The following is a 26,157-nucleotide window of genomic DNA, read 5'->3' as shown; positions in this document are numbered from 1 at the left end:
ATCTGTCCACTCAGGAGGCAATTTTGACAGCGGATCGTAAGTATAAGGACGTTGTGCAGCTTCCAAATTCTTTGGTTATAAAGAATATCGCGGAAGTGCATGGCATTATTCATATGCGCCTGACGGAAAGCCCGGAAATTACGCTTGAGATCCCCGAGGATGCCGAGGCTGATCTGAGCTTTGTCCAGCTGGTTGAATCTGCCCGCATGGATGCCCGTGCCGCCGGCAAGACGATGCGGCTGGCCGCTCCTGCGACAGGGTCGGTGCTTAAGGTATTGAAGCGCGGTGGTTTCACCGACGCCCAGTCGGCGGAAGACGCGCAATTCTGGTTACATCAAGAGGTACGAGTATGACTGCGAACATTTTAACGGTCGACGATTCCGCCAGCATTCGAATGACGACCAAGATCTCCCTTTCCAACGCCGGCTATACCGTGACCGAAGCGGTGGATGGTTCGGACGGACTGGCAAAGGCCAAGGGTGGGGCATTCGATCTCATCATTACCGATCTCAACATGCCTGTCATGGACGGCCTGACGATGATCGAGGAGCTGCGCAAGCTGCCCGAGCACATGGGCGTGCCGATCATCTTCCTGACGACGGAATCAGATGCCGACCTGAAGGCCCGCGCCAAGGCTGCCGGTGCCACCGGCTGGCTGACGAAGCCTTTCGATCCTGAAAACCTGATCAAGATAACCCGCAAGGTACTCGGCCGATGAACATGCTCGATCCGGTTGCCGTCTTCCGCATTGAAGCTGCCGAGGTTTTCGAACAGATCGAAAGCGGCCTCCTCGACCTTACCCACAGGCTCGACGACAAGGCGCAGATCGACGCGGTGTTCCGCGGACTACATACGCTGAAGGGCTCCGGGTCGATGTTCGGCTTCGACGCGCTGGCCGCGTTCACCCATCATTGCGAAACGGCCTTCGACCGTGTCCGCAAGGGTGAAGTGCCGGCAACTGCCGAACTGGTTGCTGCGGTGTTGGCGGCGCAGGATCACATGCGTGCCCTGGTCGAGACGCCGAACGGCGATCATCAGGCGGCGGGCGATCGCCTGCTGGAACTGCTGCGTGCTGCCGTCGATGGCAAATCCGCAGAGCCGGTCGTAGCTGCTGCAAAGGACCCATTGAACCGTTGGCGCATCCGCTTCAGCCTGCCGCATAACGCGATGATCAACGGCACCAACCCGCTCGGTCTGCTGGACGAATTGCGCGATCTCGGCGAATGCCGGATCGTTGCCGATACGTCTGGAATTCCACCACTCGACGTGCTGGTGCCGACGGAACTGCACCTCTCCTGGGAGGTGCTCTTGACCTCCGACCAGCCGCGCTCCGCCATTGACGACGTGTTTATTTTCGTTATGGACGACATGCAGCTCGAGGTCGAGACCCTCAGCGAGGCGCCAGCGCCGGCTCCGGTCGTCGCGGTTGTCGGAGAGCCTGCCGTGGTGGTGTCGTTGCCTGTCGCGACACCTGCACCGGCCGCTGCCGAGACCGTTCCTGCCAAGGCCGAGACGCCATCGGCCGCGGCTCCGACCGATGCCCGTCAGGCCAAGGCATCCGAAAGCGTCCGTGTCCCGGCCGAACGGCTCGACGAGCTGATGGATCGCGTCGGTGAACTCGTGATCGCCCAGTCACGCCTGCGCCAGTTGGCCAATTCCAGCTCCGATCTCGCACTGCGCTCCGTATCGGAAGAAATCGAACGGTTGTCCGGCGAGTTGCGCGACACGATGATGGTACTGCGCATGGTGCCGGTCGCAACGTTGTTCAGCCGCTTCCGCCGCCTGACGCATGATCTCGCCCGCGAGACCGGCAAGGTCATCGAGCTGATCACGGAAGGCGAAACCACGGAAGTCGACAAGACGGTCATCGAACGCCTCGCCGATCCGCTGGTGCATCTGGTGCGCAATTCGATCGACCACGGCCTCGAGCCGCCGGCCGAGCGCCTGTCCGCCGGCAAATCCGAGGGCGGCACAGTCACGCTGTCGGCGCGGCAATCGGGTGGCGAGGTTATCATCTCGATCAAGGATGACGGCCGTGGCATCAATCGCCAGCGAGTCCGTGCCAAGGCTGAAAGCTCGGGGCTTATCCAGCCGGGCCAGGTGCTGTCCGACAGCGACCTGCTGCAGCTTATTTTCGCGCCGGGATTTTCCACTGCGGCGCAGATCACCAATCTTTCCGGCCGTGGCGTCGGGATGGATGTAGTCAAGAAGACAGTCGAGGCATTGCGCGGCGCCATCGACGTTACCAGCCATGACGGGCAGGGCTCGGAAGTGTCCTTGCGCATTCCGCTGACGCTGGCGATCATCGATGGCCTGCTCGTGCGGGTCGGCACCGGTCGCTATGTCATTCCGCTTTCAGCAGTCGAGGAATGCCTCGAACTGTCGCTGGAGGAGGATCTGCGCTCGCGCGGTCGTAGCTTCATCTCGCTGCGAGACAGCCTCGTGCCTTTCCTCAGGTTGCGCGAGCTGTTCCGCACCGGCACCAAGCCGGATGTGCATCAGAAGGTGGTGGTCATCTCGACCGGCACGGAACGGGTTGGTCTCGTCGTCGACCAGATCATCGGCGACCACCAGACGGTCATCAAGTCGATGTCCAAGCTGCATCAGGATGTCTCGACATTCTCTGGTGCCACCATTCTCGGCGACGGCAATGTCGCGCTTATTCTCGACGTCGTCCACCTGGTCGCCGCCGGTCAGCAACAGGAGGCGCAGTTGCGTGCAGCAGGATGAACCAGTCCCTTCAGAACGATAATCACTGGAACGACACCGATGAACTCGAGGTCCTGACGTTCGATCTGAACGGCGAGACATTTGCGCTCGAGGCGGCAATGGTTCAGGAAATCCTCGATCTCTTGCCGGAAACTGCGGTGCCGGGAAGCCAGCCTTTCGTTGCCAGCGTCATCAACTTTCGCGGCAAAGTCATTCCGCTCGCCGATCTGCGCCTTGCCTTCGGCATGGAAGCGGCAGCAGCGACCATCGACAGCCGCATCGTCGTCATCTCCCTGACGATCCAGGACGAACCGACACTGGTCGGGTTGCGAACGGACAAGGTGAATGAAGTCACCACGCTGGCGAAAGCCTCCAGCGAAGCGCCTCCGAGCGTCGGCATGCGCTGGCGGCCGGACTACATCAGCTGCCTCGTCAAGCGAGGCGGCGAATTCATCATCCTTCCAAACCTGCAGGCCATTTTCGCGACGCGACGGGATCACGCGCTGGCTGCCTGACCAAGGCAGCTATGAGACGAAATATAGGGGACAATATTATGCGATTTACGATCAAGGCCAAACTGGTGGGGGCCTTCGCCTTTATCATACTCATGCTGATCGGCACCTCCGGTTACGCCATCATGAGCCTAAGCAATTTCAACGACACCATCAGCGACGTCCTCGAGGGACCGGCCGCACGGCTTGAGCTGACACAGCAGATCAATATCGATCAGCTGCAGATCATCCGTCAGCAGAAGAACCTGCTGGCAGCGCGTACAGCAGAAGACAGCAAGGCGGCGATTGCTGCCGGTGATGTAGCCCGCAAGGCCCTGACAGACGATTTTGCGTCGCTCAACAAGATCCTGTCGCCGGATAGCCGCGCAGCGTGGGGCGAAACCGAGAAGATGGCGCAAATGTTCGTTCGCGCCGATGACCAGATCCGCGACCTGCTGAATGCCGGCGACAAGGAAGGCGCCTATGCCGTTTCTGTCGGCGAAGCTCGCAAGGCCGCCAACTCCATCGGAGCCAGCCTCAACGACAAGCTCGAGGACGAAAAGGTCAAGATGAAGTTTGCGGACGACGATGCGGACGTTCAGTATGCCCATATCCGTATGATGATGCTGGCAGTCGCCGGCGCGGCGCTGCTGATTGCTGCCATCACCGCCTACTGGATCGCAAGCACGATCGGCAAGGGTCTTGCCCGTGCCAACGCCGTGGTCCGCGATGTTGCAGAAGGCGACCTCACAAAGACCGCTGAAATCACCAACCGCGACGAAATCGGCGAGATGCTCGGAAACGTCAACGTCATGATCGAACGCCTGCGCGGCGTGGTCGGCGATGCGCTGTCCGCTTCCGACAACGTCTCTTCCGGTAGCCAGGAACTTTCAGCCAGTTCCGAGCAGGTATCGCAGGGTGCCACCGAACAGGCTGCCTCCGCCGAAGAGGCTTCGGCTTCGATGGAAGAAATGGCTTCCAATATCAAGCAGAACGCCGACAATGCTGCCCAGACTGAAAAGATCGCCCGTCAGTCGGCCAAGGATGCGGAAGCCTCTGGCGAAGCCGTTACCCGCGCCGTCAGCGCCATGCGGACTATTGCCGAGAAGATCGGTATCGTCCAGGAAATCGCCCGCCAGACTGACCTGCTGGCCCTGAACGCAGCCGTCGAAGCGGCACGTGCCGGTGAACATGGCAAAGGTTTTGCAGTCGTCGCCTCCGAAGTCCGCAAGCTTGCCGAACGCAGCCAGTCGGCGGCTGCCGAGATCGGCGCAATGTCGAGCGATACCGTCAAGGCAGCGGCCGAAGCCGGTGAAATGCTCGGTCGCCTGGTGCCGGATATCCGCAAGACTGCGGAACTGGTCTCGGAAATCAGTGCCGCCTGCCGCGAGCAGGACATCGGCGCTTCGCAGATCAACGAAGCGATCCAGCAGCTCGACAAGGTGACCCAGCAGAATGCCGGCGCCTCGGAACAGATGTCTGCGACGTCAGAAGAACTCGCCGCCCAGGCCGAAGAGCTGCAGGCATCCATCGCCTTCTTCAAGGTCGACAGCATCGCTCACAAGCCGGCCGCCAAGAAGATCGCCGTACGGGCGTTCGCCAAGGCGCCAATGGCCGCAGCAAATGCCCGCCGGCCTGCTGTCGCCAACAAGCCGAACAGCGTTGCCGCCCAGCAGGCCCGTGCCAAGGGTTTTGCACTCGACCTGTCGATGGGCGGACCGGATGCACACGACGACGATTTTCGCGAAAGCGCTTGATCTGACCGAATGTTACCGGCGGCCACTAAGGCCGCCGGCGCACTGAGCCAACGTATTTATGCGCTCGTTTTTATTCAGGAAATTACCTTGTCCTGAAATGTCTTAGCCAACGGATGTGGCCGTTGGATGCGCGAAGGGCCGAGAGCCGTTCGACGCGAGAGTAGATGTCAAGCTCTTACCTCCGATCTAAAATTGGCGATCCTGAGTGGCTTTTGGTCACAGGCTTGTCCCGATCAATGCCACCCGCTTGGAGTCTCCTCATGCGTTTCACGATCAAGTTAAAGCTGAGCCTCGTATTCGGTTTCATCGTCCTGCTCACCTGCGCGATGGCCGGCCTATCGATTTACAATCTGTCTTCGCTCAACGGCGATATCTCTGAAATGGTGGCCGGCCCCGTCGCCAACCTGCGGGAATCGGGTGAACTCTCGGATGCGGTCATGCACTCCATCCGGTCGGAAAAAGATGCCATCATCAACACAGATCCGACGAGGATTGGCGGCTACATCGACGAGATCGCGCAGCAGCGCGATCAGATCAAGTCGCTGGTACAACGTCTTTCCGCCTCGCCGGATCCGGATATCCGCAACGGCATGACCCAGTTCACCGATCTTTATGGCAAATGGGTGCAGTTGCAGGATCGTGTCACCGGACTTGCCAAGCAGAATACCACGGAATCCAACAGCCAGGCCGGGTCCATCTCCATGGGCGAGGGCCAGCAGATCACCGTGCAGCTTCTGCAGGTGCTGGCAAAGCTCAGCGACACCGTCACGGGCAACGTGACTGAAACGGATACAGCGACGAACGAACAGTATGCCAGCTCGCGCAATCTGCTCGTGGCGATGACCGCCGGATTGATCGTCATCGCGTTGGCTTCGGCGCTCTGGATACTGCTCAACATCTCCCGTGGCCTGAAGCGCGCGGTGAACCTTGCCGATGCCGTCAGCCTTGGCGACCTTAACCAGGAGATCCAGCACAAGAGCAACGACGAAATCCGCGATCTCGTCGATTCGATGAGCCGGATGGCTGTCAACCTGCGCGGCACAGCGGCTATGGCAAGCAAGATTGCCGAAGGTGACCTATCGGTCATGGCGCAGCCGTTGTCCGACAAGGACGTTCTGGGCTTTGCCATGCAGAGCATGATCACCAACCTGCGGACGACGTCTGATGTCGCCGGCCAGATTGCGGAAGGCGACCTGACTGTTTCGCCAAAGCCGCTGTCGGAGAGAGATACGCTCGGTATCGCGCTGCAGCAGATGGTGGAACGCCTGCGCGGCGTCGTTGCCGACGCGATCTCTGCAGCAGACAACGTGTCTGCCGGTAGCCAGGAACTGTCCGCCAGCTCCGAGCAGGTCTCCCAGGGCGCAACCGAACAGGCAGCCTCTGCCGAAGAAGCCTCTGCGGCGATGGAAGAGATGGCCTCGAACATCAAGCAGAACGCCGACAACGCCGCCCAGACCGAAAAGATCGCCCGCCAATCGGCCAAGGATGCGGAAGCCTCCGGCGAAGCCGTTACCCGCGCCGTCAGCGCCATGCGGACCATCGCCGAGAAGATCGGCATCGTCCAGGAAATCGCTCGTCAGACCGATTTGCTGGCCCTGAACGCAGCCGTCGAAGCGGCCCGTGCCGGCGAACATGGCAAGGGCTTTGCAGTCGTCGCCTCCGAAGTCCGCAAGCTTGCCGAACGCAGCCAGTCGGCTGCCGCCGAAATCGGCTCGATGTCCAGCGATACGGTGAAGGCAGCCGCTGAAGCCGGCGACATGCTGAGCCGCCTGGTTCCGGATATCCGCAAGACCGCCGAGCTGATCTCGGAAATCAGTGCCGCCTGCCGCGAGCAGGATATCGGTGCCTCGCAGATCAACGAAGCGATCCAGCAACTCGACAAGGTGACCCAGCAGAATGCCGGTGCTTCCGAGCAGATGTCGGCAACGTCAGAAGAACTCGCGGCCCAGGCCGAAGAGCTGCAGACGTCGATCGCCTTCTTCAAGGTCGAGACGTCGAACTCGCGGGCTTCGGCCTCGAAGAAGACACCGGTGAGGGCTTCGACGAAAATCGTCTCCGCCCCTCTTCAGGCACGAAAGTCCATCGCACCGACCTACGGCAAGTCCTCGCAGAGCATTGCCGCGCAGCAGGCTCGTGCCAAGGGTTTTGCACTGGATATGTCCATGGGCGGACCTGACGCAGAAGACGAAGACTTCCGCGAAAGCGCCTAAGCCGAGAGGCTATCCCGATACGGGGTCCACGCGGCCCCGAACGTGCCTGAGCCAACGGATGTGGCCGTTGGATGCGTGAAAGGCTCCGAGCCGATCGACGCGGGAGTAGATGTCAAGCTCTTCACTCAATCATCAACCTCCGGCGTGCCTTGGTGGCCGCCGGTCATAGGCTTGTCCCGAACAACACCACCCGCTTGGAGCCTCCACATGCGTTTCACGATCAAATTAAAACTGAGCCTAGTGTTCGGTTTCATTGTCCTCCTCACCTGCGCCATGGCCGGGTTGTCGATCTACAACCTGTCCTCGCTCAACAACGACATTTCTGAAATGGTTGCAGGCCCCGTTGCCAACCTGCGAGATTCCGGAGAGCTTTCGGATGCCGTCCTGCGTTCTATCCGCTCGGAGAAGGACGCTATCATCAACACCGATCCATCCAAGATCAATGGTTACGTCGACGAAGTCACGCAGCAGCGCGAACTGGTCAAAACTCTGGTGCAACGTCTTTCGACATCGCCCGACCCTGATGTCCGCAATGGCATAACCCAGTTTGCTGATCTCTATGGCAAATGGCTACCGTTGCAGGATCGCGTCATCGTCCTCGCAAAGGAAAATACTACCGAATCCAACAGCCAGGCCGGTAACATCTCGATGGGCGAAGGTCAGCAGATTACCGTCCAGCTCTTGCAGGTCCTGTCCAAGCTGAGCAGCACCGTCACCGGCAACGTCGCCGAAACGGATTCGGCCACCAACGACCAGTATGCCACCTCGCGCAATCTTCTGGTCTCGATGACCATCGGACTGATCATCGTGGCGTCCATTTCCGCGCTCTGGATACTGCTCAATATCTCTCGCGGCCTGAAGCGCGCGGTGAGCCTTGCCGATGCCGTCAGCATTGGCGATCTCGATCAGGAGATCGAACACAAAAGCAACGACGAAATCCGCGATCTGGTGACCTCGATGAGCCGGATGACGGCGAACCTTCGCAACACAGCGACGATCGCATCGCAGATCTCGGACGGCGACCTTACGGTTGCGCCGAAGCCGCTGTCGGACAAGGATACGCTCGGCATGGCACTGGAGCAGATGGTCGACCGCCTTCGTGGCGTCGTTGCCGATGCCCTGTCCGCTTCCGATAACGTTTCTTCCGGTAGCCAGGAACTCTCGGCCAGCTCCGAGCAGGTCTCCCAGGGCGCAACAGAGCAGGCGGCCTCCGCCGAGGAAGCCTCTGCGGCGATGGAGGAAATGGCCTCGAACATCAAGCAGAACGCCGACAACGCCGCCCAGACGGAAAAGATCGCCCGTCAGTCTGCCAAGGATGCGGAAGCCTCTGGCGAAGCCGTTACCCGCGCCGTCAGCGCCATGCGGACCATCGCCGAGAAGATCGGCATCGTCCAGGAAATCGCTCGTCAGACCGATTTGCTGGCCCTGAATGCAGCCGTCGAAGCCGCACGTGCCGGCGAACATGGCAAGGGCTTTGCCGTCGTCGCCTCCGAAGTCCGCAAGCTTGCCGAACGCAGCCAGTCGGCGGCTGCCGAGATCGGCTCGATGTCGAGCGATACGGTGAAGGCAGCCGCTGAAGCCGGTGAGATGCTCGGTCGCTTGGTGCCGGATATCCGCAAGACTGCCGAGCTGATCTCGGAAATCAGTGCCGCCTGCCGCGAGCAGGATATCGGTGCCTCGCAGATCAACGAAGCGATCCAGCAGCTCGACAAGGTCACCCAGCAGAACGCTGGTGCCTCGGAGCAGATGTCGGCAACATCGGAAGAACTGGCTGCCCAGGCCGAAGAGCTGCAGACGTCGATCGCCTTCTTCAAGGTCGACCAGGGTTCCAAGAAAACTACCCGTGCCCCTGCCGTGCGGACCACCGCCCGGACACCGGTCACTTCCGCCCGCAAAGCTCCGGGCTCGAAGGCAAGCAATACGGTCGCAGGCCAGCAGGCACGGCTGAAGGGCTACGCACTCGATCTCTCCATGGGCGGCCCGGACGATGGCGACATGGACTTCAAGGAAAGCGCATAATCATGGCCACAGCACCTCTCGAATCGCAATTCGTCACCTTCAGCCTCGGCGAGGAAGTCTTCGCCGTGCCGGTCGAAGTGGTTCGCGAAATTCTCGATTATGCCGAGGCTTTCAAGATCCCCAACGGTCCGGATTACCTGCTCGGCCTGCGCGATGTGCGCGGGCAGGGGGTACCCACCATCGATCTCAGGCTGAAGCTCGGTCTATCGAAGACCATCCCGACACCGCATACCCGCGTGCTGGTTCTCGACATTCCAATCGGTCCGAAAACTCTGACGCTTGGCCTCGTTGCAGACAGGGTTTTCGAGGTGACGCCGTTCTTGCGTGACCAGATCGAAGCGGCTCCGGATATCGGCATTCGCTGGCGTTCCGACTACATCGCCGGCGTCGTCCGCCGCGAGAACGGCTTCGTCGTCATCGTCGACCTAGCGCAATTGCTGTCGCGCGAGGACACCGCGATGCTCTCCCCGCGCACCGGCCAAGCAGCGTGAGTGGGCAGCGGATGAGAGTGGCCCAACAGGAAAGCCAGGCTTTCGGCGATCACATCAGCAAGCGCAATTTCGAAAAGCTTGCCCAGTTCATCTACGAGTATAGCGGCATCAAGATGCCGACGACGAAACTGACGATGCTCGAGGGCCGCCTGCGCCGGCGCCTCCGGGCAACGGGGATCACTTCCTTCGACGACTATTGCGATTTCCTGTTCAACGGCGACGGGCTCGAAACCGAGACGGTGCACCTGATCGATGCGGTCACGACCAACAAGACTGATTTCTTTCGTGAGCCGAAGCACTTCGAATACATGGAAGCTGTGGCCTTGCCCGATCTCGTCAAACGCGGGGAACGGCGGCTGCGGGCGTGGAGTTCTGCCTGCTCGACAGGCGCCGAGCCCTACACGATGGCGATGGTGCTGTCAGAGTTTGCCGAACGCGTGCCCGGTATCGACTATTCGGTGCTTGCAACAGATCTCAGCACCGACGTGCTGGAGGCGGCCCGTATCGGGATTTACGCCGACAGCCTCGTTGAGCCGGTGCCTGCCAATCTTCGCCGGAAATATGTGATGAGCTCGAAGCAGCAGCAACGGCGGGAGGTGCGCATCGCGCCGCGTTTGCGGTCGCATGTCGGTTTTGGCCGGATGAACCTGATGGACAAGTCCTACGGTGTCGGCGGTCCCATGCACATTATCTTCTGCCGCAACGTTCTCATCTACTTCGACAAACCCACCCAGGCAGATGTCATCGGCCGCCTGTGCGACTGCCTGCTTCCGGGCGGCTATCTGTTTATCGGCCACTCGGAATCGCTTGCCGGCATCGACCTGCCCTTGAAGCAGGTGTCAAACACTGTCTTTCAGCGCCTCTAAATGCATGGAAAAGGTATGCCAAAGAAAATTCGAGTTCTGATTATCGATGACTCCGCCAGTGTCCGGCAAACCTTGACCGCGATCCTGTCCGACGATCCCGAAATCGAAGTCATGGGAGTGGCTGCGGACCCATTTGCGGCGGCACGGAAGATCCAGGAGGAAATCCCGGATGTCATCACCCTGGATGTCGAGATGCCGCGGATGGATGGCATTACCTTTCTGCGCAAGCTGATGCTGCAGCGGCCGATCCCGGTCGTCATGTGCTCGTCGCTGACGGAGGCGGGCTCAGAGACCTTGCTGCAGGCGCTTGAGGCGGGCGCCGTCGATATCATCCTCAAGCCCCGGATCGGCGCTGCAGACTATCTGGCCGAAGAAGCGATGCGGATCCGCGAGGTCGTCAAGGCCGCGTCGCATGCTCGAATTCCGGGCAGCAAGCGGGCGGCCGAGGGAGTTGCCGCACGGGCTGGCGCTCCCGCCGCAAAGCTGACGGCCGACGTCATGCTGCCACCGCCAACCGGCAGGGCGATGGCAAAGACCACTGAGATGGTCGTTTGCGTCGGAGCTTCGACGGGCGGGACGGAGGCGCTGCGTGCGCTGCTCGAGGCATTGCCTGCGAACGCGCCGGGCATGGTCATCGTCCAGCACATGCCGGAGAAATTCACGGCAGCCTTCGCAAAGCGGCTGAATGGCCTCTGCGAGGTCGAGGTCAAGGAAGCTGTCGACGGCGATCCGGTCCTGCGCGGCCACGTGCTGATTGCGCCCGGCGACCGGCATATGCTTCTGGAACGCCACGGTGCCCGCTACTCGGTGTCTGTAAAGCCGGGGCCGCTCGTCTCCCGCCACCGTCCATCGGTCGACGTGCTGTTTCGGTCGGCCGCACGGGCTGCCGGCTCGAATGCCATGGGGGTCATCATGACCGGCATGGGCGACGACGGTGCGCGCGGCATGCTGGAGATGAAGCAGGCCGGCGCCTATACGGTTGCCCAGGACGAGGCAAGTTGCGTGGTCTTCGGCATGCCGAAGGAAGCCATCGCCCATGGCGGCGTCGACCGTATCCTGCCGCTCGACCAGCTGGCCCGCGAAATCCTGATTGCGCAGCAGAAGTTCTAGGCTCAGGCTCTTGGTTGCCGCCTTGCGCTGCTTCCAGCGGCGGCGACATCCGCATTTGGCTATCGTCTCAAGCGGTGGGATCGGGCTCGTTAAATTAACGATCCTTGAGCGGCGCAACGCAGCTATGCGGCTGTGCCCTTGAAATGCGCACGATTTTGTGGTCTTGAGGCCGCCAATCTTTATCGCGCCGCCGATCCCGCTCCGCCGGGACCCTGATCCGGGTCCGGATGGCGTCTTTCGTGTTTCAAGGAATTGCCATATGGCTCGCTCTGCTCTTCTCAATGTCATGGTCCAGGCCGCCCTCAAGGCTGGCAAGTCCCTGAGCCGCGATTTCGGCGAGGTGCAGAACCTGCAGGTCTCCGTCAAGGGCCCCGGCGATTTCGTCTCGCAGGCGGATTTCAAGGCTGAAAAAATCATCCGCGAAGAGCTGATGAAGGCGCGGCCGACCTACGGCTTCCTCGGCGAGGAAAGCCAGGAAATCATCGGCACCGACGGTGCCCATCGCTGGATCGTCGATCCGCTCGATGGTACGACGAACTTCCTGCACGGCATTCCGCTGTTTGCGGTTTCGATCGGCCTGGAACGCAACGGCGAGATCGTCGCCGGCGTCATCTTCAATCCGGCGACGGACGAACTCTACACCTCCGAGCGTGGCGGCGGTGCCTTCCTCAACGATCGTCGCCTGCGTGTTGCCGGCCGCCGTGTGCTGTCGGATTGCGTCATCACCTGCGGCGTCCCGCATCTGGGTCGCGGCAGCCACGGCAAGTTCCTTGTCGAGTTGCGCCATGTCATGGGCGAAGTCTCCGGTGTTCGCCGGCTGGGCTCTGCGGCGCTCGATCTGGCCTATGTGGCTGCCGGTCGCTTCGACGGCATGTGGGAAACCGGGCTTAACGCTTGGGATATCGCTGCCGGCGTGCTGCTGATCCGCGAAGCCGGCGGCTTCCTGTCCGATTTCGACGGTGGCACCGAGATGCTTGCGAAAGGCTCGATCATCTGCGGCAACGAGTACATCCAGAAGGCGCTGTTGGAAGTCGTCAAGCGTCCGATCCCGACCCGTTAAGCCAAGCAAACACGCAGCTTAGGCCAGTCGGATAGCCTACCGCAACGCACATGTTTTGTGGGCCGATACTCTTCAATTCGGCGCAATGATGCTCTAGTCTTCGCAGGCGGAAAATCTGCGGTGGCTGAGGTATTCATGAAAAATGTGAAATTGTCGGATCTTGGGTCGACTGACGATCCGATGCAGAGCCGCGCGTACAGGCTATCGAGCCCGATGGCCTTTTTCTGGACGATGATCCTGTTTCTCATCATTGTCGGCTTTATCGCCGCCATCCTGTTCCGCCAGGGGCAGGAAGCCTTCATGCACAATCCGGGCCTGAACGGCCTGATCCTCGGCGTTCTCGTCGTCGGCATCATCCTTGTTTTCAACCATGTGCTTTCCCTCAGGCCGGAAGTCCGCTGGTTCAACTCCTTCCGCGTTGTTGGCGATGCCGACAAGGTCGACCTCAATCCAAAACTGCTGGCGCCGATGCGCGCTCTTCTCGGCAGCCGCAAGTCGATGTCGCTTTCGACTGCAACACTGCGCTCCATCCTCGATTCGATTGCCTCGCGGCTCGACGAATCCCGGGATATATCGCGCTATCTGATCGGACTGTTGGTCTTCCTCGGCCTGCTCGGCACCTTCTGGGGCCTGATCGGCACGATCGGATCGATCAACAAGGTCATCCAGTCGCTCGATGTGGCCGAGGGTGGCGACATCCTGGGCACGCTGAAGGAAAGTCTCGCCGCGCCGCTGGTCGGCATGGGTACGGCGTTTTCGTCTTCACTGCTCGGTCTTTCCGGTTCACTGATCCTCGGTTTCCTCGACCTGCAGGCCGGGCGGGCGCAGAGCCGTTTCTACACGGAACTGGAAAACTGGCTGTCATCGGTCACCGATGTCGGTTCCGACATGTCGTCCGTGCCCGACGCTACTAATGGAGCCTCTGCGGATGATGTCCGCGCCTTGTCTGAACAGATGCGCCAGATCGCTGAAGAAGGCGGCAGCGGCCAGCGATCGGTCGCGGCCATGGCCAACCTTGCCGACGGCATCCAGGGACTGGTCAAGAACATGCGCAACGAGCAGCAGATGCTGCGGGACTGGATCGAAGCGCAGCAGGAAGAAGCGAAGTCGATGCGCCGGACGCTGGACCGGCTGTCGGATCGTATCGGAAGTATCGAAAAGACCGGGAGCAAGTAGCCATGGCGCTCTCGCGCAACCGCCGGACCCAGCGGACGATCGACTATTGGCCCGGCTTCGTCGACGCGCTGTCGACTCTGCTGATGGCGATCATGTTCTTGCTGACGGTATTCGTCATCGGCCAGTTCATCCTCAGCCGGCAGCTCAGCGGTCGCGACGAGGTGCTTGCCCGGCTGAACGGCCAGATCAACGAACTGACGCAACTGCTGGCGCTGGAAAAGAGCGGCAAGCAGGATCTCGAGGATTCCGTTGCCAACCTGCAGGCGTCGCTGGCCTCGGCGCAAAGCGAGAAGTCCCGGCTGCAGACGTTGCTGGCTGCTGGCTCCGGCAGCACTGAGGCCTCGCAGGCGAGGATTGGCAGCCTGACGCAGCAGCTCGACGACCAGAAGCAGGCGAGCAGCCGTGCCCTCAGCCAGGTCGACTTGCTGAACCAGCAGATTGCCGCGCTGCGCAACCAGATCGCGGCGGTCGAGGCGGCCCTGCAGGCATCGGAAGCCAAAGACGATTCTTCACAGGTAAAGATTGCCGATCTCGGCCGGCGGCTGAATGTCGCTCTCGCCCAGAAGGTTCAGGAGCTCAACCGCTACCGTTCGGACTTTTTCGGGCGCCTGCGCGAAATCCTGTCCGACCGCGACAATATCCGCATCGTCGGCGACCGCTTCGTATTCCAGTCGGAAGTCCTGTTTCCGTCAGGCGGGGCAGATCTCAACCCGCAGGGCTTGACCGAAATGACCAAGCTCGCAAAGGCGCTGATCGACGTCGCCAAGGAAATCCCGCCGGAGATCAACTGGGTGCTGCGTGTCGACGGTCATACCGACAATGTGCCGCTGTCCGGGACCGGCAAGTATGCCGACAACTGGGCCCTGTCGTCCGCCCGCGCCATCGCGGTCGTCAAATACCTGATCTCGCAAGGTGTTCCTGCGGACCGGCTGGTAGCGGCAGGTTTTGGCGAATTCCAGCCCATTGCGCCGGGGGATACGCCGGAGGCTCGCGCCACCAACCGGCGCATCGAGCTCAAGTTGACCGAGAAGTAATCGGCACGATCTGGTTCCCTGACCAACCCGATGATCAAGCAAAGCCGGCGCGCGGGCGTCGGCTTTGCTGATTTGGGAAGGCTACAGTCCGGCCTCAGACCGTGGCGCTCGTCTGGTCGTCTATGTCGGCGCCGGGTGTGTTCTTCTTGATCGATTCGATAGCATGCATGGCCGAGGCCTTTGCCTTGTAGCCTTCCGACGAGAACATCGTTTCGCCGTTCGATGCCTTGAACCGGAAACGAAATTCGCCGGCTTTGTCCTTGTAGACTTCAAATTTGTACATGGTGCTCGTCTCCCTGTCTGGACGTTCGTCTTTCGGCTGCTTGCAGCGCTTGGCAATGCCGCCTGAAAGATGGAGGTCTGTCAAGATGGAGCGGGCGGCAAAATGCAAGCTGCAGGGCGAGAGCTGCCTTGGGCGGAGGGTTCAGCCTCCGTGCAGTCGCCCGGGGTGTCAGTTCACCATCGTCAGGCGCTGCTCGATGCCGGTGTCGAATTGCAGCCGGGCAAGCTTGGCGTAGATCCCGCCGTGCTGCACGAGGCTCTGGTGGGTGCCTTCCTCGACGATGCGGCCATGATCGAGCACGAGGATGCGGTCTGCTTTCAGCACGGTCGCCAGCCGGTGGGCGATGACGATGGTGGTGCGGGTTTCCATGAGGTCGTCGAGTGCTTTCTGCACGAGCATCTCGCTCTCGGCATCGAGCGCCGACGTTGCTTCGTCGAGCAGCAGGATCGGGGCGTTCTTGAGCACGGCGCGGGCAATCGCAATGCGCTGGCGCTGGCCGCCGGAGAGCGTGATGCCGCGTTCGCCGGTGGGCGTATCGTAGCCTTCGTCGAGACGGCTGATGAATTCATCCGCCTGGGCCGCAATGGCGGCCGCACGGACCTCTTCGCGCGTCGCTCCAGGGCGGCTGAAGGCGATGTTGTCATGGATAGAGGCCGCAAAGATCGTTACATCCTGGGGCACGATGGCGATCTGCGAGCGCAGGGCATCGAGAGATAACTGGCGGGTATCGATACCGTCGACAGAGACGGTGCCGCTCTGCGGGTCGTAGAAACGCAGGATCAGCGAGAATATGGTGCTCTTGCCGGCACCGGACGGTCCGACGATAGCGACCGTCTCGCCCGGCCGGACGCCGAGTGACAGGCCGTGAAGGGCTGCCTTGCCGGGGCGCGACGGATAGGCGAAATGCACATCCGAGAACTCGACGCGGCCAATGTGGGGCGTCGGCAGGGGGAGGGGATATTCCGGCTCTGCGATGGCCGACCGTTCCGCCAGCAGTTCTCCGATGCGGTCTGCGGCGCCGGCGGCCTGGGAAAGCTCGCCCCAGACTTCCGAAAGTGCGCCAAGCGATCCAGCCGATATGACGGAGTAAAGCAGGAACTGGCTCAGCGTTCCCGGCGACATGGTTCCTGACAGAACATTCTGGGCACCGACCCAGAGGACGGCAACCACGCTGCCGAAAATCATGGTGATGGCAAAGCCCGTCAGCAGGGCGCGGGATTTGACGGCCGAGCGAGCGGCCTCGTAGGCGTTCTCGACGGCGCTGCCATAGCGGGCAGCAGCGGCGTTCTCGCCGTTAAAGGCCTGGATGGTGCGGGTAGCGCCGATTGTCTCGTTGGCATAGGCAGAGGCGTCCGCCAGCATGTCCTGGGCGGCGCGCGAGCGCTTGCGGACGTTGCGGCCGAACGCGACCAGTGGGAACACCACCAGCGGAATGGCGATCAGCACGATGCTTGACAGTTTCGGGCTGGTGAAGATCATCATGCCTATGGCGCCGAAACAGAGGATGATGTTGCGCAGGGCGACAGACGCGGTAGCGCCGACGGCCGACTTGATCTGCGTGGTGTCGGCGGTCAGCCGCGACATGATCTCGCCGGACTGGTTTATATCGAAGAAGGATGGGGATAGACGGGTCACATGGTCGAAGACCTCGCGGCGCAGGTCGGAGACGATGCGTTCGCCCAGCGTGATGACGAAATAGTAGCGCAGCGCACTCGACATGGCGAGAACGACGGCCATCACCATCAGCATCACGAAGTAGCTGTTGATGAAGGTTCCGTCGCTTTGCGCAAACCCGTGGTCGATCAGCCGGCGGACGGCAAGCGGCAGGGCCAGCGAGGTGATCGCTGCGAGCGCGAGAGCGATGACGGCGCCCGTAACCATGCGACGGTAGCGCTGCAGATAGGGCAGCAGGCGTCCGAGCGGTCGAATGGATTTGCGTGGCTTGGCGCCTGCCTCTCCCGTTTCTGACACGTCGTCTCCTATCCCTGTAAAGCCAGGCTTTGGGCCCTGATCGGCCCTTGTTATCTGCGTGGCCTTGCTGTATAGGCACCGCATCGTAATTGGAAGCCGTGGCCGCCATCTGCTGCGGCTTCATTTATTCAATCGGGTCGGTCGCTGCAATGGCTTGCGACAAATGGACCCTGGCATGGCAGGAATATTGTTATGAAGGCAAACATCCATCCCGAATACCACACCATCAAGGTCGTCATGACCGATGGCACCGAATATGAAACCCGCTCCACCTGGGGTTCTGAAGGCGCCACGATGAACCTCGAAATCGACTCCAAGTCGCACCCGGCATGGACCGGCGGCAATCAGCAGATGATGGACCGCGGCGGCCGTATCTCAAAGTTCAACAAGCGTTTCGGCGGTCTCGGCGTCTAATACGCCGCTTTATCGTTATGTTTCTGAGGGGCCCGGTTTTGCCGGGCTTTTCTTTGTCCTGCCGCCAGGCGGTTGACAACAAAAAACCGGCCGCGCGATGAGCGGGCCGGCTTTCCAAGAAAGAGAGGTTTGATCGGATCAGTTCATGCCGAAAGCGGTCTGGAGCAGGCTAAGCTGCGCCTTGACGCTGTTCTGGTTGTCCGGAACGATGGTCTCTGAAGGGCGATAGATCTCGCGATCGAGAATTGCTACGCGGTTCTGCAAGCGAAGGGAGCGCTCTACGAGGTCGCGGAAGGATTCCGGAAGATCACCCCAGCCAGGCGCCGTCTTGTCGACGTTGAAACCGTCCAGGCGGACCTTATTCTTTTCGGTGAGGACCTGGTCGCGCGACATCTCGCCGTTGTTGACGGCACGCTGCAGCAGGAGCCAAGAAGCCATCTGCATCAGACGTGTGGTCAGGCGCATGGATTCCGCTGCGTAAAGCACCGATGCCATGCGCGGCAGGACCTTGGAAGCAGCACGACCATTACCATCGAGGTAAGCCGCTGTCTCTTCCACGAGGGACATACCCTCTGCATACAGCGCCTTGAATTGCGACGACGAGGCGGCACGACCTGCAAAGCTAACGGTGTTCAATCCAAGTTCAGACATCAGAGTAGTCCCTGTTGCAGACAGTCAGTTTTGCTTATGTAACGCCGGCAGGTCGCAAAAGGTTTCGATTAGGCGGCGCTGATTGACTTCAAGATGGTAGTTTTACCCCAGATCTGCAAGTCGATTCTTAATAGAAGGTTAATCTCCACAGTTTCCTTGGCCTGCGCCGGCAGGCAAAGACAAAAAAAGAGCCGCAAAAAGCGGCTCTGAAGGTGAAACAGGGAGAAAAATCAGACCAATTCGCCAAATGGTGAAAAACTGTCTGAGTCCAGACAAAATCCGGATGTTCACAGTAATGAATGATAAAGCTTAATTTTTAGTTAAAGACGCCCCGAAATTGTACTTGCTGCTATGCAGATTGCCGAGGCGGCGGGTAAATTTCAGGAACGGAAAAGGCTCTCGGCTGCCTTCCGACCGGAGGCCTTTTCGTTGCAGGCAAGTTCGAGACGCGCGATTTCCTCGTGAAGACGAGAGATACGCTCCTTCAGCTCATCGACCGACAGCAGGGTGATATCGCTACCGATCTCGTGGATACCCGGCTTTTTCGGACGGTCGTCGTCAAACAGGCTCATCGCGGTTTCTCCTTCATCCGTATTTGACGGCAGGATCGTCCGTTTCGGTCGGCGTGTCCATGGGGTTGGCCATCGACATGCTTTCCGGCGTGATCATCTGGTTGTTGGCAGACGGCATGTTCGTGTAGGCATCGCGCTCTCCGGCTGGAATGGCGGCGCGCTGGCGGCTGCGGAAGATGGAATAGCCGCTGATCGCCAGATGGGCGATCGCGGTGATGAGGAACAGTGAGTAGGGGCCAATGGCAGACATAATCGGGCCGCTCATGGTCGGTCCGATGATGGTGCCTATCCCATAGAGCAGCAGCAGGCCGCCCGACACCTTCACATATTCCTCCGGCGAGGCGAAGTCGTTCGCATGGGCGACGGTGATCGGATAGAGCGTGTTGGCCGCAGCGCCGTAGACGATAACGAGGCTGATCAGCAGATAGGGCGTGCTGGGCTGGAAGATAAACAACAGCAGCCCATCGACGGCAGCAATCGCGGCCATGATGGCCAGCACGTAGCGGCGGTCGATACGGTCGGAGAGCCGGCCCGCCGGCAGTTGCATCATCGCGCCGGCAAAGATGGTCGAACTCATCATGATGGCAATGTTGCCTTCGTCAAGGCCAGCACGGGCGCCGAAGACAGCACCGAGCGTGCCATAGGCACCGTTGGCGATGCCGACGAGCAGGATGCCGATGCACGAGACGGGTGAGTTTCTGTAGATGGCCGGGAGGTCGAGCTTGATGGCCTTCAGGGGCTGCGGCGAGGCGGCGTTGGACAGCGTCGTCGGCAGCATGGCTACGCAGTAGCAGATGCCGCAGACCATGAAGAGCATCGGCGTATGGATGTCGCCGAACGGGATCATCATCTGGCCGCCGACGGCGCCTATCAGGGTGATGCCGATGTACAGCGAAAAGATCGCGCCCCGGCTTTCGTTGGTGGCGCGCTCGTTCAGCCAGCTCTCGATGATCATCGAGGTGCCGGCGGTGCAGAAGCCGGTGACGGCTCGCAGCGCCACCCACCAGGCGGAATCGACGATCAGGCCGGTCAGCAGGGCGATGATGGCGATGACGGCGATGAAGCCCGAAAAGGCGCGGACATGACCGACTCGACGGACGAGCTTGGGCGCCGTCAGGCAACCCAGCACGAAGCCCGTTGCCCATGTCGTTCCGAGCAGGCCGAGCGTCGTCGTTGCATAGCCCTCGGCCGTGCCGCGAACGGGTAGCAGCAGGCTGTGAAGGCCGTTGCCCATGAACAGGAACAGGGTTCCGAACAGGAGCGCGAGGACGGGCAGAATATTTCTTTTCATATCCTATTGTCCGCTGGTCAGGCTTAAAAATCAGATAAGACGGCGGGGACAGGCATCGGTAGGCCCGTTCAGGCCAGTTTTTCGAGGAGAAAAATGTCCTGTCTGTGGCCGTGACCAGACAACAGAGAATTTTATGTCCAAACTCATAGGCTTGCTGCTGCTTCTGGCGATGGTGGTGCATCTGATCCGACCGCTCGGCCTGCCCGGGCTGCGGCGGCGCGCGGACTTCTGGAAGATCGCGATTTTGGCCTTCGCCATCTGGACGTTCGCGCTGGTGTTTCGCGAAGCGCTCTGATGCTGATGTAGCAATAGAAATGGCCCGGCTGTGGCAAGCCGGGCCATGGAGTCTACGAGCATTCGGTTAGGCAACCTTCAAGTGCTTGCCGCGTCTGGACAGTATCAGGCCTTGTTGACGCTGGCTGAGTAGATCTCATCGATCGTTTCGGCCAGGTTGGCGTCGAATTCGGCGTCGCTCATCGTGACGCGCAGGTTTTCTGTCAGCGCGCGCGAGAAGCTGGCGATCATGCCATGGTTATGGCTGAGCTTCTCGCATGCATCCGTGCGGCTGTAGCCACCGGAAAGGGCTACGACCCGGACGACCGACTTGTGAGAAATGAGCGGAGCGTAGAAATCGGCGACCGTCGGGATCGTCAGCTTCAGCATCACGGTTTCGGATGCAGGCAGCAGATCGAGCTGCTTTGCGATTTCGTCGCGAAGAATGGCTTCGGCCTCTGTCTTCGTTGCGCTTTTGATGGAGACTTCAGGCTCAATAATCGGCATCAGGCCGTGACTGATGATCTGGCGGGCAACCTCGAACTGCTGCTTGACGACAGCGGCAATCCCGGCCTTGTCGGCATTGCCAATCACCGAGCGCATCTTGGTGCCGAAAATTCCCTTTTCGCGGCCGCGCTTCAGGAGGGCGTCCAACTCCGGCATCGGCTTCATCAACTGGACGCCATTTTCTTCGGCAAGCAATCCCTTGTCGACCTTGAGGAGAGGCACGACGCCGCGCTTTTCCCAAAGAAATGAGGGAACTGGCTGGCCGTCGACGTCGCCGTCCATGGTCCGCTCGAAAAGGATGGCGGCGATAATCTTGTCACCGGTAAAGGCAGGCGCGCTCATGATGCGGACGCGCATGGCGTGCATCAGGCGATACATTTCATCGTCGCCCTGGTAGTCGGTCTCGGAAATGCCGTAGAGACGCAACGCACCGGGCGTCGAACCACCGCTCTGGTCCAGCGCCGCAATGAATCCCGGTGCAGAGCTCATCTTGTCCAACATCTTCGCGTCTACCATAGTTCACTCCCTATCCCTCGAAGCGGCGCATTGCGCACGCACGGATGTTGTTTCATTTCACGACCGACCGGCAACGCCTCTATCGATCAAACTAATGGATCTGCATCTCCAAGACGTTCGGTCCTTTCATGCTCTCCCAACACTGCCGGACCTGCGATACCAGAAGAATTTTAAAAGGAAAATCCTAGGTTAAGCTACTGAAACGATTGAAATGAATTCAATCGTTTGTAATGTCTGCGGCTACACTAGCACCAACGAAAAGACCGCGAAAGCTTTCGCTTTCACGGTCATCAAAACTTCAACTGGACGGGCGAACCGCCATTATGCAACTCACGCCTTGGCTTGAGCTTCCAGCGCTGCAACGCCCGGCAGGACCTTGCCTTCCATCCATTCCAGGAAGGCGCCGCCGGCGGTGGAGACGTAGGTAAAGTCGTCGGAAACGCCGGCGTGGTTGAGCGCCGAAACCGTGTCGCCACCGCCGGCAACCGATGTCAGCTTGCCCGACTTGGTGCATTCGGCGGCAAACTTGGCGACAGCCACGGTTGCTGCATCGAAAGGCGTGATCTCGAAGGCGCCGAGCGGGCCGTTCCAGACCAGCGTTTCGGCGCGGCCGACCCAGGCCTTGATCTGCTCGACCGTTTTCGGGCCGACATCGAGGACCATGGCGTCGGCTGGAATGCTGTCGATGATGACGACTTCGTTCGCAGCGCCGGCCTTGAATTCGCGGGCAACCACACCGTCTTCCGGCAGCACGATGGAGCAGCCGGACTGGGCTGCCTCAAGCATGATCTGGCGTGCCGTATCTGCAAGGTCGTGTTCGCAGAGCGACTTGCCGACTTCGGTGCCACGGGCGGCGATGAAGGTGTTGGCCATGCCGCCACCGATGACCAGTGCATCGACCTTCTTGACGAGGTTCATCAGCAGATCGATCTTGCTCGACACCTTGGCGCCACCGACGATCGCAACTACCGGGCGGACGGGATTGCCCAGGCCTTTTTCGAGGGCTTCAAGTTCAGCCTGCATCGTCCGCCCGGCGTAGGCCGGCAGCAGCTTTGCCAGACCTTCGGTCGAGGCATGGGCGCGATGGGCAGCCGAGAAGGCGTCGTTGATGTAGATGTCGCCGTTGTCTGCCAGCGACTGGGTGAAGGCAGGGTCGTTCTTTTCCTCGCCCTTGTGGAAGCGGGTGTTCTCGAGCAGCAGGATGTCGCCATCCTTCATCTTGGCGATCGCTTCCGTGGCGGGTGCGCCGATGGCATCGGAGGCGAAAAGGACGTCGTGGCCGAGCACCGACTTCACCGAGGAGACGATCTGCGACAGCGAAAATTCCGGTGTCGGGCCGTCCTTGGGGCGACCGAAATGTGCCATCAGGATGACCTTGGCGCCCTTGGCCGACAGTTCGAGGATGGTTGGGGCAACACGCTCGATGCGCGTGGTGTCACTGACATTCCCGTCCTTCATCGGCACGTTGAGATCGACGCGGACAAGCACGCGCTTGCCGACAATTTCGGTGAGATCGTCGAGGGTCTTGAAGCTTGGCATGGGAAAGATCCGCAAATTGATATGGTCGGAAGATGCGCCGACCATACTACGGATGGTCGGAGACGCAAGGCTGTCGGCCTGGGTTTTAGTCGCTACTCGAATCGTTTGAATTCGCCTTCGCGGCCCGTGCGCGGCGCCGCCTGAGGGCATCGCGAATGCGGTGGGCGATTTCGCGCATGTTGATGAACAGCGGCAGCGCATCGGTGGAATCGACCACTTCGAGTGACATGCCGACAGCCTTGATATGGTCGTTCTCGTCGAGGTCGCGAACGATCAATATGAGCGATCCGAGACGCACCCGGTCCGCATAGTCCGCCTTGCCGCCCAAGCGCTGGCGCATCAGTTCGGAAATCGTCAGGTTCTTCTCGTTTTCGTGCAGGAGGCCCGGGCCATAGGCAGCATCGAGATCCGCTGCCTGCCGCTGCGGCGAAATGGAGAAGGCGCCGAAGAACTCGGTATCTTCCGGATCGACCGGTGCGCGGGTGGCGAAAAGCCTGTCGAGCAGCCGCGAAAAGCTTGGCGCGATGAACAGGTAGACCAGATCGTTTTCCCGCAGCCGTCCGGCATATTGATAGCGCATCGACTTGCCGTCGCGCACCACCAGCGATGGCATGGCCCAGCGCGGGATCCGCTCTCCCAATAGCACAGGGCTGTCCTTGACAACGCGGTAGGAGAGCAGTTCGTGGTTGGCAGCGCCGGGCAGATCGACCTCGACCTTGTGAACGGCGCCGATGCGCGGCGGAATGATGAGCCCGAGCTTCTTGGCCACCGGCTTGATCGTCCAGCCCTGCAGCATCAGCGAGACGAGCACGATGATGAAGGCGACGTTGAAATATGTCTGGCCGAAATCGAGATTGCCGAGGATAGGCATGATGGCAAGCAGTATGGAGACGGCGCCGCGCAAACCGACCCAGGCGAGGAAGCCTGTCTCGCGCTGGGTATAGTCGAACGGCAGCAGACAGAGCCAGACGGCAACCGGTCGGGCGACGAAGATCAGCACCAGCGCCAGCAGTACGGCCGGCACGGCGATGGCTGGAAACTCCGACGGGGAGGCAAGCAGGCCGAGGACCAGGAACATGATGATCTGGGCGAGCCAGGTCATGCCGTCCTGGAAGCGCTTGATGGTCGCAGAGGCCGGCATCTTGTGGTTGCCGGCGTAGATGCCCGCGACATAGACCGCAAGAAAGCCGCTGCCGCCGACGGCGCCGGTGAACGAGAACACCAGCAGCGCCAGCGCCAGCACGAAGATCGGCGTCAGGCCGCGGTCGGTTTCGAGCTTGCCGGCGACCAGCACGATCATCATGCCGCCGAGCAAGCCGAGGATGACGCCGAGGCCCATCTGCTGGACGAACATGGCCAGCATGGCGATATTGACGCCGCCGACGCCTTCGCCGCTGCCGATCGCCTGTACCAGCGCAATGGTCAGGAAGATCGCCATCGGGTCGTTGGTGCCGGATTCGACTTCGAGCGTCGAGCGCACCTTGTCGCGGATATTGATGCCGCCGATGCGTAGCAGGAAGAAGACGGCGGCGGCATCCGTCGAGGCGACGATCGAGCCGAGAAGCAGGCCTTCCATCCAGCTGAAACCGAGAAGCCAGGATGCGGCCAGCCCGAAAATGGAGGCGGTAATGATGACCCCGAGCGAGGCTATCGTCAGAGCCGGGACGGCAGCCGCCTTGAAGGAGGACAGCGAGGTGCCAAAGCCGGAATCGAAAAGAATGACGGCCAGCGCGATCGAGCCGAGGATATAGGCGAGGTAATTGTTGCTGAAGGCGATGCCGAGCCCATCCTGGCCGGCCAGCAGGCCGATGACGAGAAACAGCAGTAGCAGGGGCGCGCCGAAGCGGAATGCGAGAAGGCTGGAGAAGGCGGCAATGAGGATCAGGACGGTGCAGACCAGGACGACGACATAAAATGCTTCCACGGACACTTCCCTTTTCTCGCATCCGGCCAGTGCCGGACGCCCCACGTCAGCCCGTAGCCGCGACGCGAGCCCTCCCTGCGCTCCCGTCCCCGACGCCGAATCCCCCAGCGCAAATGATTGCCCGCCGATTGTAGGCCATCCAGATTTGCTCTCAAAGGCTTAATGATCAATCTGGTCGATAGCTGGGCGAAATGTGGAATATCAAGTGTCTAAACAAAAAACGGCCCGGTTTCCCGAGCCGTTTTTCTAACGTGGCGGTGCAGTCGCTCAGATGGTCTTGGCGAAGGCGACGGCTGTGTCGGACATGCGGCTGGAGAAGCCCCATTCGTTGTCGTACCAGGAGAGCACGCGGACGAAATTGCCTTCCAGGACCTTGGTCTGGTCGAAGGCGAAGATCGACGAGTGGCTGTCGTGGTTGAAGTCGCGCGAAACCAGCGGCTCGTCGGTGTAGCCGAGGATGCCCTTCAGCTTGCCGTCGGAGGCAGACTTGATCACCTGGTTGATCTCTTCAACCGTGGTGTTGCGCTTGGCGACGAACTTGAAGTCGACGACGGAAACGTTCGGTGTCGGAACGCGGATCGACGTGCCGTCGAGCTTGCCCTTCAGTTCCGGCAGCACGAGGCCGACGGCCTTTGCGGCGCCGGTCGAGGTCGGGATCATGGACAGGGCTGCGGCGCGGGCGCGGTACAGGTCCTTGTGCATCGTGTCCAGCGTCGGCTGGTCGCCGGTGTAGGAGTGGATGGTGGTCATGAAGCCGTGGTCGATGCCGATGGCATCGTTCAGGACCTTGACGACGGGAACCAGGCAGTTGGTGGTGCACGACGCGTTGGAGATGACCAGGTGTTCCTTGGTCAGCTGGTCGTCGTTGACGCCGAAGACGACGGTAAGGTCGGCACCGTCGGCAGGGGCCGAGACGATAACGCGCTTGGCGCCGGCGGTCAGATGCAGGGCGGCCTTTTCACGCGATGTGAAGATGCCGGTGCATTCCATGGCGATATCGACGCCGAGTTCGCCATGCGGCAGGGCTGCCGGATCCTTGATCGCGGTGACCTTGATCGGCTTGCCGTTGCCGACGATGATCGTGTCGCCTTCGACCTTGACCGAGGCCGGGAACTTGCCGTGGATGGAATCGTAGCGCAGCAGGTGGGCATTGGTTTCGACCGGGCCGAGGTCGTTGATGGCAACGACTTCGATGTCGGTGCGGCCGGATTCGACGATGGCGCGCAGGATGTTGCGGCCGATGCGGCCGAAGCCGTTGATGGCAACTTTTACAGTCATGGTGGACACTCCCAA

The 26,157-nt window shown here is 60.7% G+C and carries 23 protein-coding genes and 2 pseudogenes; 16 read left to right on the top strand and 9 right to left on the bottom strand.

The window, feature by feature from the left end:
• The first annotated feature begins 23 nt into the window (after positions 1-23).
• The 14 genes and pseudogenes from J5274_RS17730 to J5274_RS17670 all read left to right on the top strand — a co-directional run bounded on the left by J5274_RS17730 (position 24) and on the right by J5274_RS17670 (position 14,923).
• A complete protein-coding gene (locus tag J5274_RS17730) occupies positions 24-353 on the top strand; it encodes a hypothetical protein (protein WP_224127953.1) in 330 nt (109 codons plus the stop codon).
• On the top strand, positions 350-718 hold the full coding sequence (locus J5274_RS17725) for a response regulator (RefSeq protein ID WP_111222370.1): 369 nt from the start codon (positions 350-352) through the stop codon (positions 716-718). The genes J5274_RS17730 and J5274_RS17725 overlap by 4 nt, the downstream gene beginning before the upstream one ends.
• Positions 715-2,730 carry a chemotaxis protein CheA gene (locus tag J5274_RS17720; protein ID WP_143123197.1) on the top strand — a complete coding sequence of 672 codons (2,016 nt, stop codon included), beginning with the start codon at positions 715-717 and terminating at the stop codon, positions 2,728-2,730. Before J5274_RS17725 ends, J5274_RS17720 begins: the two co-directional genes overlap by 4 nt.
• Complete coding sequence (locus tag J5274_RS17715) at positions 2,727-3,224, top strand: chemotaxis protein CheW (protein WP_142830656.1); 498 nt, start codon at positions 2,727-2,729, stop codon at positions 3,222-3,224. The genes J5274_RS17720 and J5274_RS17715 overlap by 4 nt, the downstream gene beginning before the upstream one ends.
• A 38-nt stretch (positions 3,225-3,262) precedes the next feature.
• Positions 3,263-4,957, top strand: coding sequence for a methyl-accepting chemotaxis protein (locus J5274_RS17710; RefSeq protein WP_142830658.1), 1,695 nt, complete (start codon positions 3,263-3,265; stop codon positions 4,955-4,957).
• A 164-nt stretch (positions 4,958-5,121) separates the two neighbouring features.
• A pseudogene (locus J5274_RS29355) lies at positions 5,122-5,703 on the top strand (MCP four helix bundle domain-containing protein); the annotation flags it as partial.
• Between the two features lie 117 nt (positions 5,704-5,820).
• A pseudogene (locus tag J5274_RS17705) lies at positions 5,821-7,167 on the top strand (methyl-accepting chemotaxis protein); the annotation flags it as partial.
• Between the two features lie 207 nt (positions 7,168-7,374).
• The gene (locus tag J5274_RS17700; RefSeq protein ID WP_142830662.1) at positions 7,375-9,186 is read left to right on the top strand and encodes a methyl-accepting chemotaxis protein; all 1,812 of its coding nucleotides are present in this window, start codon (positions 7,375-7,377) and stop codon (positions 9,184-9,186) included.
• A gap of 2 nt (positions 9,187-9,188) precedes the next feature.
• The gene (locus J5274_RS17695; RefSeq protein ID WP_142830663.1) at positions 9,189-9,677 is read left to right on the top strand and encodes a chemotaxis protein CheW; all 489 of its coding nucleotides are present in this window, start codon (positions 9,189-9,191) and stop codon (positions 9,675-9,677) included.
• A gap of 11 nt (positions 9,678-9,688) precedes the next feature.
• On the top strand, positions 9,689-10,543 hold the full coding sequence (locus J5274_RS17690; RefSeq protein WP_142830665.1) for a protein-glutamate O-methyltransferase CheR: 855 nt from the start codon (positions 9,689-9,691) through the stop codon (positions 10,541-10,543).
• A gap of 15 nt (positions 10,544-10,558) precedes the next feature.
• Complete coding sequence (locus tag J5274_RS17685) at positions 10,559-11,653, top strand: chemotaxis response regulator protein-glutamate methylesterase (RefSeq protein WP_142830667.1); 1,095 nt, start codon at positions 10,559-10,561, stop codon at positions 11,651-11,653.
• 259 nt (positions 11,654-11,912) lie between these two features.
• On the top strand, positions 11,913-12,713 hold the full coding sequence (locus tag J5274_RS17680) for an inositol monophosphatase family protein (RefSeq protein WP_142830669.1): 801 nt from the start codon (positions 11,913-11,915) through the stop codon (positions 12,711-12,713).
• A gap of 135 nt (positions 12,714-12,848) precedes the next feature.
• Complete coding sequence (locus J5274_RS17675; protein ID WP_142830671.1) at positions 12,849-13,889, top strand: MotA/TolQ/ExbB proton channel family protein; 1,041 nt, start codon at positions 12,849-12,851, stop codon at positions 13,887-13,889.
• 2 nt (positions 13,890-13,891) lie between these two features.
• Complete coding sequence (locus J5274_RS17670; protein WP_142830672.1) at positions 13,892-14,923, top strand: peptidoglycan -binding protein; 1,032 nt, start codon at positions 13,892-13,894, stop codon at positions 14,921-14,923.
• 94 nt (positions 14,924-15,017) lie between these two features.
• On the opposite strand, the gene J5274_RS17665 is transcribed toward J5274_RS17670, so the two are convergent.
• Complete coding sequence (locus J5274_RS17665; RefSeq protein WP_142830673.1) at positions 15,018-15,206, bottom strand: YegP family protein; 189 nt, start codon at positions 15,204-15,206, stop codon at positions 15,018-15,020.
• A 168-nt stretch (positions 15,207-15,374) separates the two neighbouring features.
• A complete protein-coding gene (locus J5274_RS17660) occupies positions 15,375-17,261 on the bottom strand; it encodes an ABC transporter transmembrane domain-containing protein (RefSeq protein WP_142830674.1) in 1,887 nt (628 codons plus the stop codon).
• A gap of 108 nt (positions 17,262-17,369) precedes the next feature.
• On the opposite strand from J5274_RS17660, the gene rpmE reads away from it, so the two are divergent.
• Complete coding sequence (gene rpmE / locus J5274_RS17655; RefSeq protein WP_111222384.1) at positions 17,370-17,591, top strand: 50S ribosomal protein L31; 222 nt, start codon at positions 17,370-17,372, stop codon at positions 17,589-17,591.
• Positions 17,592-17,729: 138 nt separating this feature from the next.
• Here rpmE and J5274_RS17650 read toward each other — a convergent pair whose 3' ends face one another.
• The 3 genes from J5274_RS17650 to J5274_RS17640 form a co-directional block, all read right to left on the bottom strand.
• Positions 17,730-18,242 carry a DUF1465 family protein gene (locus tag J5274_RS17650; protein WP_111222385.1) on the bottom strand — a complete coding sequence of 171 codons (513 nt, stop codon included), beginning with the start codon at positions 18,240-18,242 and terminating at the stop codon, positions 17,730-17,732.
• Between the two features lie 380 nt (positions 18,243-18,622).
• The gene (locus J5274_RS17645; protein WP_219274702.1) at positions 18,623-18,814 is read right to left on the bottom strand and encodes a DUF1192 domain-containing protein; all 192 of its coding nucleotides are present in this window, start codon (positions 18,812-18,814) and stop codon (positions 18,623-18,625) included.
• A gap of 13 nt (positions 18,815-18,827) precedes the next feature.
• Positions 18,828-20,105 carry an MFS transporter gene (locus tag J5274_RS17640; RefSeq protein WP_142830676.1) on the bottom strand — a complete coding sequence of 426 codons (1,278 nt, stop codon included), beginning with the start codon at positions 20,103-20,105 and terminating at the stop codon, positions 18,828-18,830.
• A gap of 133 nt (positions 20,106-20,238) precedes the next feature.
• Between J5274_RS17640 and J5274_RS17635 the strand changes: the two genes are divergently transcribed.
• Positions 20,239-20,400, top strand: a complete 162-nt coding sequence (locus J5274_RS17635; RefSeq protein WP_162854775.1) for a hypothetical protein — start codon at positions 20,239-20,241, stop codon at positions 20,398-20,400.
• Between the two features lie 104 nt (positions 20,401-20,504).
• Here J5274_RS17635 and J5274_RS17630 read toward each other — a convergent pair whose 3' ends face one another.
• The 4 genes from J5274_RS17630 to gap form a co-directional block, all read right to left on the bottom strand.
• Positions 20,505-21,401 carry a fructose bisphosphate aldolase gene (locus J5274_RS17630; protein WP_142830677.1) on the bottom strand — a complete coding sequence of 299 codons (897 nt, stop codon included), beginning with the start codon at positions 21,399-21,401 and terminating at the stop codon, positions 20,505-20,507.
• A gap of 330 nt (positions 21,402-21,731) precedes the next feature.
• Positions 21,732-22,940, bottom strand: a complete 1,209-nt coding sequence (gene pgk, locus J5274_RS17625; RefSeq protein WP_142830678.1) for a phosphoglycerate kinase — start codon at positions 22,938-22,940, stop codon at positions 21,732-21,734.
• Between the two features lie 85 nt (positions 22,941-23,025).
• Positions 23,026-24,864, bottom strand: a complete 1,839-nt coding sequence (locus tag J5274_RS17620; protein ID WP_142830679.1) for a potassium/proton antiporter — start codon at positions 24,862-24,864, stop codon at positions 23,026-23,028.
• 267 nt (positions 24,865-25,131) lie between these two features.
• A complete protein-coding gene (gene gap / locus J5274_RS17615; protein ID WP_219274701.1) occupies positions 25,132-26,142 on the bottom strand; it encodes a type I glyceraldehyde-3-phosphate dehydrogenase in 1,011 nt (336 codons plus the stop codon).
• Positions 26,143-26,157 lie beyond the last annotated feature (15 nt).

Origin of the sequence: Rhizobium sp. L51/94, from assembly GCF_019355555.1 — a bacterium.
In the GTDB taxonomy this organism is placed as follows: domain Bacteria; phylum Pseudomonadota; class Alphaproteobacteria; order Rhizobiales; family Rhizobiaceae; genus Rhizobium; species Rhizobium rhododendri.
Note: the sequence above shows the minus strand (reverse complement) of the source record. Positions and strands in the feature narration are given on the sequence as shown.

Excerpts from the sequence above, each read along its gene's own strand:
- gap (WP_219274701.1), bottom strand. The coding sequence starts at position 26,142 with ATGACTGTAAAAGTTGCCATCAACGGCTTCGGCCGCATCGGCCGCAAC.
- J5274_RS17710 (WP_142830658.1), top strand. The coding sequence starts at position 3,263 with ATGCGATTTACGATCAAGGCCAAACTGGTGGGGGCCTTCGCCTTTATC.
- J5274_RS17725 (WP_111222370.1), top strand. The coding sequence starts at position 350 with ATGACTGCGAACATTTTAACGGTCGACGATTCCGCCAGCATTCGAATG.
- J5274_RS17640 (WP_142830676.1), bottom strand. The coding sequence starts at position 20,105 with ATGAAAAGAAATATTCTGCCCGTCCTCGCGCTCCTGTTCGGAACCCTG.
- J5274_RS17700 (WP_142830662.1), top strand. The coding sequence starts at position 7,375 with ATGCGTTTCACGATCAAATTAAAACTGAGCCTAGTGTTCGGTTTCATT.
- J5274_RS17715 (WP_142830656.1), top strand. The coding sequence starts at position 2,727 with ATGAACCAGTCCCTTCAGAACGATAATCACTGGAACGACACCGATGAA.
- J5274_RS17675 (WP_142830671.1), top strand. The coding sequence starts at position 12,849 with ATGAAAAATGTGAAATTGTCGGATCTTGGGTCGACTGACGATCCGATG.
- J5274_RS17645 (WP_219274702.1), bottom strand. The coding sequence starts at position 18,814 with ATGAGCCTGTTTGACGACGACCGTCCGAAAAAGCCGGGTATCCACGAG.
- J5274_RS17665 (WP_142830673.1), bottom strand. The coding sequence starts at position 15,206 with ATGTACAAATTTGAAGTCTACAAGGACAAAGCCGGCGAATTTCGTTTC.
- J5274_RS17695 (WP_142830663.1), top strand. The coding sequence starts at position 9,189 with ATGGCCACAGCACCTCTCGAATCGCAATTCGTCACCTTCAGCCTCGGC.
- J5274_RS17660 (WP_142830674.1), bottom strand. The coding sequence starts at position 17,261 with ATGCGGTGCCTATACAGCAAGGCCACGCAGATAACAAGGGCCGATCAG.
- pgk (WP_142830678.1), bottom strand. The coding sequence starts at position 22,940 with ATGCCAAGCTTCAAGACCCTCGACGATCTCACCGAAATTGTCGGCAAG.
- J5274_RS17680 (WP_142830669.1), top strand. The coding sequence starts at position 11,913 with ATGGCTCGCTCTGCTCTTCTCAATGTCATGGTCCAGGCCGCCCTCAAG.
- rpmE (WP_111222384.1), top strand. The coding sequence starts at position 17,370 with ATGAAGGCAAACATCCATCCCGAATACCACACCATCAAGGTCGTCATG.
- J5274_RS17690 (WP_142830665.1), top strand. The coding sequence starts at position 9,689 with ATGAGAGTGGCCCAACAGGAAAGCCAGGCTTTCGGCGATCACATCAGC.
- J5274_RS17720 (WP_143123197.1), top strand. The coding sequence starts at position 715 with ATGAACATGCTCGATCCGGTTGCCGTCTTCCGCATTGAAGCTGCCGAG.
- J5274_RS17685 (WP_142830667.1), top strand. The coding sequence starts at position 10,559 with ATGCCAAAGAAAATTCGAGTTCTGATTATCGATGACTCCGCCAGTGTC.
- J5274_RS17635 (WP_162854775.1), top strand. The coding sequence starts at position 20,239 with ATGTCCAAACTCATAGGCTTGCTGCTGCTTCTGGCGATGGTGGTGCAT.
- J5274_RS17630 (WP_142830677.1), bottom strand. The coding sequence starts at position 21,401 with ATGGTAGACGCGAAGATGTTGGACAAGATGAGCTCTGCACCGGGATTC.
- J5274_RS17650 (WP_111222385.1), bottom strand. The coding sequence starts at position 18,242 with ATGTCTGAACTTGGATTGAACACCGTTAGCTTTGCAGGTCGTGCCGCC.
- J5274_RS17670 (WP_142830672.1), top strand. The coding sequence starts at position 13,892 with ATGGCGCTCTCGCGCAACCGCCGGACCCAGCGGACGATCGACTATTGG.